8 protein-coding genes are annotated in these 7,199 nt (G+C 62.5%); 7 read left to right on the top strand and 1 reads right to left on the bottom strand.

What is annotated here, in order from left to right; all coding sequences use genetic code 11:
* Positions 1–195 precede the first annotated feature (195 nt).
* Positions 196–408, bottom strand: coding sequence for a CsbD family protein (locus Q0X68_RS12665; RefSeq protein WP_297752451.1), 213 nt, complete (start codon positions 406–408; stop codon positions 196–198).
* Positions 409–564: 156 nt separating this feature from the next.
* On the opposite strand from Q0X68_RS12665, the gene efp reads away from it, so the two are divergent.
* The 7 genes from efp to gmk form a co-directional block, all read left to right on the top strand.
* Positions 565–1,128, top strand: coding sequence for an elongation factor P (gene efp / locus Q0X68_RS12670; RefSeq protein ID WP_297752454.1), 564 nt, complete (start codon positions 565–567; stop codon positions 1,126–1,128).
* Between the two features lies 1 nt (position 1,129).
* Entirely contained in the window at positions 1,130–1,552 is a 423-nt protein-coding gene (gene nusB, locus Q0X68_RS12675) for a transcription antitermination factor NusB (protein ID WP_297752456.1), read from the top strand.
* Between the two features lie 16 nt (positions 1,553–1,568).
* Complete coding sequence (locus Q0X68_RS12680; RefSeq protein ID WP_297752470.1) at positions 1,569–2,021, top strand: carbamoyl-phosphate synthase domain-containing protein; 453 nt, start codon at positions 1,569–1,571, stop codon at positions 2,019–2,021.
* A complete protein-coding gene (carB, locus tag Q0X68_RS12685; RefSeq protein ID WP_297752459.1) occupies positions 2,021–5,314 on the top strand; it encodes a carbamoyl-phosphate synthase large subunit in 3,294 nt (1,097 codons plus the stop codon). Before Q0X68_RS12680 ends, carB begins: the two co-directional genes overlap by 1 nt.
* Positions 5,314–6,240, top strand: a complete 927-nt coding sequence (locus Q0X68_RS12690; protein ID WP_297752462.1) for a hypothetical protein — start codon at positions 5,314–5,316, stop codon at positions 6,238–6,240. Before carB ends, Q0X68_RS12690 begins: the two co-directional genes overlap by 1 nt.
* 174 nt (positions 6,241–6,414) lie before the next feature.
* The gene (mihF, locus tag Q0X68_RS12695) at positions 6,415–6,726 is read left to right on the top strand and encodes an integration host factor, actinobacterial type (protein ID WP_297752464.1); all 312 of its coding nucleotides are present in this window, start codon (positions 6,415–6,417) and stop codon (positions 6,724–6,726) included.
* An 18-nt stretch (positions 6,727–6,744) separates the two neighbouring features.
* Positions 6,745–7,199 (top strand): guanylate kinase (gmk, locus tag Q0X68_RS12700; protein ID WP_297752467.1); only part of this gene is annotated, 455 nt, incomplete at its 3' end.

The raw sequence follows: 7,199 nt of genomic DNA on the forward strand, positions 1-7,199 counted from the left end.
CATACGAGATTCTCTACGTCTCGTGGGCTCGGAGATGTGTATAAGAGACAGGGGGTACACGGCCCCAGAACGCTGTACGTCATCCTGGTGACGAAGTAGCAACGCTCGACCCCGGCCTTCCCGTCGGAGCTGATAACAGCAGTGGGCGCCACCGGCAACAAGCCGGTAGCGCCCACTGCCGCGTGATCGAGGAAGTCAGTCCTTCTTGTCGAACTTGTCCGTGATGTTATTGAAGGTCTCAGCGGCCTTGTCCTTGAGGTCTTCTACACCCTGCTTGGCCTTCGCGCCGAGCTGGTCGAGCTTGCCTTCGGACTGCAGCTGCTCGTTATCGGTGGCCTCGCCGATGCCTTCCTTGGCCTGACCCTTGAGGTCTTCAGCCTGGTTCTTGATGTCGTCTCCGAGTCCCATGGGATCTCCTTTCGTTGAGGTGACCAATCGTCACCACCGCAACCCACTCTATACGCGCCGATCAATGCCACCGGCAGTCGCGCACTCAGCATCCGGAGGGAGTCCAGTAGACTATCCTTCGGCCCGATACGGGTTCAGTCGAATGAAAGGCATATCGTGGTTGCAGTTTCCACCAACGATCTCAAGAACGGCATGGTGCTCGACCTCGACGGTCAGCTCTGGCAAGTGACGTGGTTCCAGCACCACAAGCCTGGCAAGGGCAACACCGTCGTGCGCTCGAAGCTGAAGGCAGTCCTGTCTGGCAAGACCGTGGATAAGACGTTCCCCGCTGACACCAAGGTGGAAATGGCGACGGTCGACCGGCGCGCGATGCAGTACCTCTACATCGATGGTTCCGACTACGTCTTCATGGACAACGACACCTACGACCAGATCTACGTTCCGGAAGTCACCGTCGGTGATGCCAAGGACTACATGCTGGAAAACCAGGAGGCCATCGTCGCACTGCATGATGGCACCCCGCTCTTCGTGGAACTGCCCGCGTCGGTGGAACTCGAAATCACCTACACCGAGCCGGGCCTGCAGGGCGACCGCTCCACCGGTGGCACCAAGCCCGCCACCCTCGAAACCGGCAAGCAGATTCAGGTGCCCCTATTCATCACCCAGGGCGAGCGCGTCAAGGTGGACACCCGCGACGGCTCCTACCTCGGTCGCGTCTGACGTGCCCGACGTCGATCCCCGCTTCTCGGCGCAGACGAAAGCCCGCAAATCCGCACTGGACATCCTGTTCCAGGCGGACGCGCGGGGCCTCAGTATTCGCGATGTGCTGGAACAGCAGCGTGACCTGGCCGAACGTCCGTTGCGCGAACTCACCGTCGCCATCGTCGAAGGTGTGGCCAAGCATCAGCTGGCCATCGATCAGCGCGTTGCGGAGTGCTGCACCAACGGGTGGACGCTCGAGCGTATGCCACGTGTCGACCGCAATCTCGCACGCATGGCTATTTTCGAGATCGACTACACGGATACTCCCGACGCTGTCGTAGTGTCGGAGGTCATGGAGCTTGCTTCATGGCTGTCGACGAACGAGTCGCCAGCGTTCCTCAATGGCCTGCTCGGGCAGGCAGTGAGGACGACCGCCGAGTAAGGAACGGAAGGTGACCATGCACCCTGCATATCTCGTACTAGAAGATGGCCGAACGTTTCGAGGTTCGAGCTTCGGACGAGACCGAGAGGTGTATGGAACGCTGAGGGCATGCACCGCCATGGTCGGCTACCAGGAAGCCCTCACCGACCCCGATGCCGCAGGTTCGATCCTCGTCTTCACCACGCCGCACATTGGCAACACAGGTTGGAACGACGAGGATTCCCGCTCAGATCGTATCCAGGTATCCGCGGTGGTCATGCGCGACAAGGCCCCCAAACCCTCGAACTTTCGATCTACGCAAAGCTTGGATGAAGCCCTCCTCGCCGACGACATCGTCGCCCTCACCGGGATCGACACGCGTGCGCTGATGCGTCACCTGAGCGACCATGGCCCCCTGTGGGCAGCGGTGACCACGCGAACCGATACCGACGCCGTCATGGCCGAACTGCGCGCTCGAAAGGATGCCTGATGCCTCGTCGCAACGATATTTCCACCATTCTCGTGATCGGCTCCGGGCCAATCGTCATCGGTCAAGCCTGCGAGTTCGACTACTCCGGCACGCAGGCCTGTCGCGTGCTCCGCAGCGAGGGCTACCGGGTGGTGCTCGTGAACTCCAACCCGGCGACAATCATGACCGACCCCGACTTCGCAGATGCGACGTACATCGAACCCATTACGCCAGAATTCGTGGAGCAGGTCATCGTCAAGGAACGCCCTGATGCGCTGCTCGCCACCCTCGGCGGTCAAACCGCGCTCAATACCGCCGTCAAGTTGCACGAAACCGGTGTGCTGGAGCGCTATGGCGTCGAACTGATTGGTGCCTCCGTCGAGGCAATTCAGCGCGGCGAGGATCGCGACGAGTTCAAACACATCATCGAGAGCATGCACTACATCGACGGCGGCGCACCCGAGGTGGCGCGTTCTGTGAGCTGCCACTCGATGGACGAGGTGCTCAGTGCCGCAGATGATCTCGGCTACCCGGTGGTGGTGCGTCCCAGCTTTACGATGGGCGGAGTGGGCTCAGGGTTTGCCCACAACGAGGACGAACTGCGTTCGATCGCAGGAGCCGGGCTGGCAGCGAGCCCAGTCACCGAGGTACTGATCGAGGAGTCGGTCCTCGGCTGGAAGGAGCTCGAGCTGGAGCTCATGCGTGACAGTGCCGACAACATCGTCACCGTATGCACCATCGAGAATCTCGACCCGATGGGCGTGCACACCGGCGACTCGATCACCGTCGCACCAGCTCTCACGCTGACGGCACCCGAGGTGGAGCGCATGTGTGCCATCGGTCACGGCATCATCCGCGACGTCGGTGTCGAATCCGGTGGATGCAACATTCAGTTCGCCATTAACCCCGACGACGGCCGCATGGTTGTCATCGAGATGAACCCCCGCGTTTCACGCAGTTCAGCGCTGGCTTCGAAGGCGACGGGCTATCCCATCGCCAAGATCGCCGCCAAGGTCGCCGTCGGATACACCCTCGACGAGATCACCAATGACATGACCGGCGTGACGACTGCGCTCGAGGAACCCACCGTCGACTATGTGATCGTGAAAGCGCCCCGGTTTGCGTTCGAGAAGTTCCCGGCCGCAGATTCGACGCTCACCACACATATGAAGTCCGTCGGCGAGACGATGGGCATTGGCCGTACGTTCCCTGAAGCGCTGGGCAAGGCACTACGTTCACTCGAGAGCCCTGAGGCGCCATTCGACTTCGTGTCCGAGCCTCGCCCCCTCGACGAGCTGCTGCCGCTGCTCGTGCGCCCGCACGACGGCAGGCTGCAGGCGGTGATGGAGGCCCTGCGCGCTGGGGCCAGCGTTGAGGAAGTGTTCGACGCCACCAAGATCGACCCATGGTTCATTGATCAGCTCGTGCTCTTGCTCGACATGGCGAACCAGATTCGAGATGCCGACGAGCTCAGACCAGCATTGTTGGAGCAGGCCAAGGGGCTCGGTATTTCCGACGAGCAGATCGCCCAGCTGCGATCCATCAAGCAGGATGTCGTGCGTGGAGTGCGTCACGCACTCGGCATCCGCCCGGCATACAAGATGGTGGACACATGCGCCGGCGCTCATCCCGCGCGCACGCCGTATCTCTACTCGACGTACGAGCAGGAGTCTGAGGTGCCGGCGCGCACCAAGGAGGCCGTCCTCATCCTTGGGTCCGGCCCGAATCGGATCGGACAGGGCATCGAGTTCGATTACTCCTGCGTCCACGCAGTGCAGGCGCTGCGCGAGGCCGGATACGAAACCGTCATGATCAACTGCAACCCGGAGACGGTTTCCACCGACTACGACACCGCTGATCGGCTCTACTTCGAGCCGCTGACCATCGAAGATGTGCTGGAGATTTATCACGCGGAGTCGCAGGCCGGTCCGGTTGCGGGTGTCATCTGCCAGCTCGGTGGGCAAACGCCGCTCGGGCTCGCCCAAGCGTTGAAGGATGCAGGCCTTCCCATCGTCGGAACGAGCCCCGAGGCCATCGACCTCGCGGAGGAGCGCGGGGCGTTCGGACGTGTGCTCGCTGCCGCCCAGCTGATGACCCCGAAACATGGGATGGCACACAGCCAGGCAGAGGCGCGGGCCATTGCTGCCGAAATTGGGTACCCGGTCCTCGTACGTCCCAGTTACGTACTCGGTGGACGGGGCATGAAGATCGTCTACAGCGACACCGCGCTCGACACGTACATCGCCGAAGCTGCGAGAGTCAGCGACGATCAACCCGTGCTCGTCGACCGCTTCTTGGCAGACGCCGTCGAGATCGACGTCGATGCGCTCTACGACGGGCAGGAACTCTTCGTGGGCGGCATTATGGAGCACATCGAAGAAGCGGGCGTCCACTCCGGCGACTCTGCCTGCGTGCTGCCGCCGATCACGTTGTCCGACCCCGCCATAGAACAGATATGGGCCGCCACCGAATCAATCGCCAAGGGGGTAGGAGTGCGAGGACTCATCAACATCCAGTTCGCGCTCCAGGGAGATACGCTCTACGTGCTCGAAGCCAACCCTCGTGCTTCGCGCACCGTGCCGTTCGTTTCCAAGGCTACCAACACGTCGCTGGCCAAGGCTGCTGCACTAATCATGCTGGGTCGTAGTATCGATGAACTGCGAGCCCAAGGGTGGCTGCCCAAGGACGGTGACGGAGCGTTCCCGAGGCCTGGTGCCCCGGTCGCTGTGAAAGAAGCGGTGATGCCGTTCAACCGCTTCCGCACGAGCTCTGGCGGCTTCGTCGACACGGTGCTCGGCCCTGAGATGCGCTCAACCGGTGAGGTCATGGGCCTGTCTGACACCTTTGGTACGGCCTACGCGAAGAGCCAAGCGGCGGGCGGCTGGGCGTTGCCAGATCGAGGAACGATCTTCGCGTCGATCGCTGATCGTGACAAGCGCAACGCCATCTGGCCACTGCGCAGATTCGCCGATCTCGGTTTCACCGTGCTCGCTACCAACGGTACCGCATCGGTGCTGCGCCGCAACGGCGTGGCGTGTGAAGAGGTGCGCAAGATGTCCGAGTCCGACGGCACAGGGCCGAGCATCGTCGACCTCATCACAGACGGCAGGATCGATCTGATCTTCAACACCCCGGGCGGTGGCGCGACGGGGGAGAGCACCCGCGAGGCGGGATACTCCATCCGCACGGCCGCGGTGCTGGCCGATGTTCCCTTGATTACGACGGTGCCTGGCCTTGCGGCAGCCGCGCAGGGCATCGAGGCGAAACAGCGGGGCGAGGTCGGCATCAAGTCGCTACAGGATTGGAGCCGATGATGCGTACCAGCACCCACGTGCTGCGCGACAGCTACCGGTTGCTTCGTCCACTGCTGCGGCGCTGGGAAGCACGCCAAGTGCAGGAGGCCGTCGTCGACGCACTCGGGGCGCTGGGCGCGCGGCGCAGCGCGGTCGAATCCAATTCCGTCACGGTGGCGGGCATCCAATTCCCGAATCGCGTCGGGCTGGCATCGGGCATCGATCGCGACGGCATCGCTGCCCGTGCCTGGGCCCATCTCGGGTTTGGGTTTGCGGAGCTCGGCCCCGTTACTGCCGCGCCGCACACCGCTGGAGGCACACAAGCACGTGGATATCATAATGCCGGGGCCGAAGCTCTCGCCATGCGCCTTCGCGGGTACGGCATCGAGCGAGGAAACCGGGCGGCGGGAATCCCATTCGGCGTGTCGATCACGCGCAGCCAAGCGGTGACATGGCCGCACGCCGTCGACGACCTCCTCCGCACCCTGCAGATGGCCGCTCCGGTTGCGGACTACGTCGCGCTCACGCTTGCTGATCCAGGCGCGCACCGGCCGACACCGTTGCCCGACAACGGTGATCTGGAGGGCGTTCTGAACGCGTTAGTCCGTGAGGCTGAGGAACTCGACGATCTCCCCCTCTTCGTGAGCGTGCCGTCCGAGGTGGATGCCACCCGGCGCGATGAGCTGCTCCGCATCATTTCCGGGTCGGGCGCTGCCGGCGTCATCGCGGGTACTCCAGACGAGCGGCATGCTGAGCGTGCAGTGAGGTTCGTCGATGACGTTGCTCGCAGCGTCGAGTTGCCGATCATCGCCGTCGGCGGCATCCTCACACCACGTGACGCCGTCCGCATGTTCGACGCCGGTGCCCAGCTCATCCAGCTCTCCGCAGGCCTCGCCGTCGAAGGCCCAGCCCTCGTGCGTGGCATCCATGAGTGGGGAGCTCGGTGACGGTGCTGAACACGTGCGAACATATTGTGCTGTTTGCGTGCGTGGCAGCTTCAGCTTCCATTTTTTGGTGAGTGCTTCGCAAACAAGCCCTTTTCGCGCTAGCGTAGTTTTGTAAATCCACTTGATTCATTCATATCGAGTAGCCACCCTCGGGTAACAAGATTGGAGAACCCTATGGCGATTCCTAAGCTCAGCAGCGAGCAGCTCGCGGCTGCCCGCGCCTCCGCCACCGAAGCGCGCCGCGTCCGTGCGGAGCTCAAGGAGCAGGTCAAGAAGCAGGAGCTCACGTTCACCGAGGCACTCGCCAAAGCCAAGGAAGACGAGGTGCTCTCCCGTATCAAGGTGGTCGACCTGTTGCGAGCCGTGCCACGCGTGGGCATCACCCGCGCCACTGAGATTCTTGAACGTGCCGATATCGCGGTGAACCGCCGAATTCGCGGGCTTGGCCATCATCAAATTGAGCGTCTGGAGCAGCTGCTTCGCTGAGGTAACTATGCTGAAACAATGACTCCCGCTCAGCTCTGGATCATCTCAGGGCCCAGCGCGGTGGGCAAAGGCACCGTCTGCGCCCGCCTGCGTTCCCTGCATGGTGAGCCGTTCTATTCCGTCTCATGCACCACTCGTGAGCCCAGACCGGGGGAAGTCCCTGGTGAGAGCTACCATTTTGTCAGCGACGAGCGCTTCGATGAACTGATCGCTCACGACCAATTGCTCGAGTGGGCTACCGTGCACGGCACGCACCGCTACGGAACCCCACGCGCGCCCGTCGAAGAAGCCATCGCCGCCGGGCGACACGTCATTTTGGAGATCGATCTGCAGGGGGCCAGGCAAGTCAAGGCACATATGCCTGATGCGCAGCTCGTGTTCCTAGAGCCACCGTCGTGGGATGAATTAGTGCGACGCCTCGTGGGGCGTGGCACGGACTGTCTCTTATACACATCTGACGCTGCCGACGACTC

Origin of the sequence: uncultured Tessaracoccus sp. (genome assembly GCF_947286155.1) — a bacterium.
Taxonomy (GTDB): domain Bacteria; phylum Actinomycetota; class Actinomycetes; order Propionibacteriales; family Propionibacteriaceae; genus Arachnia.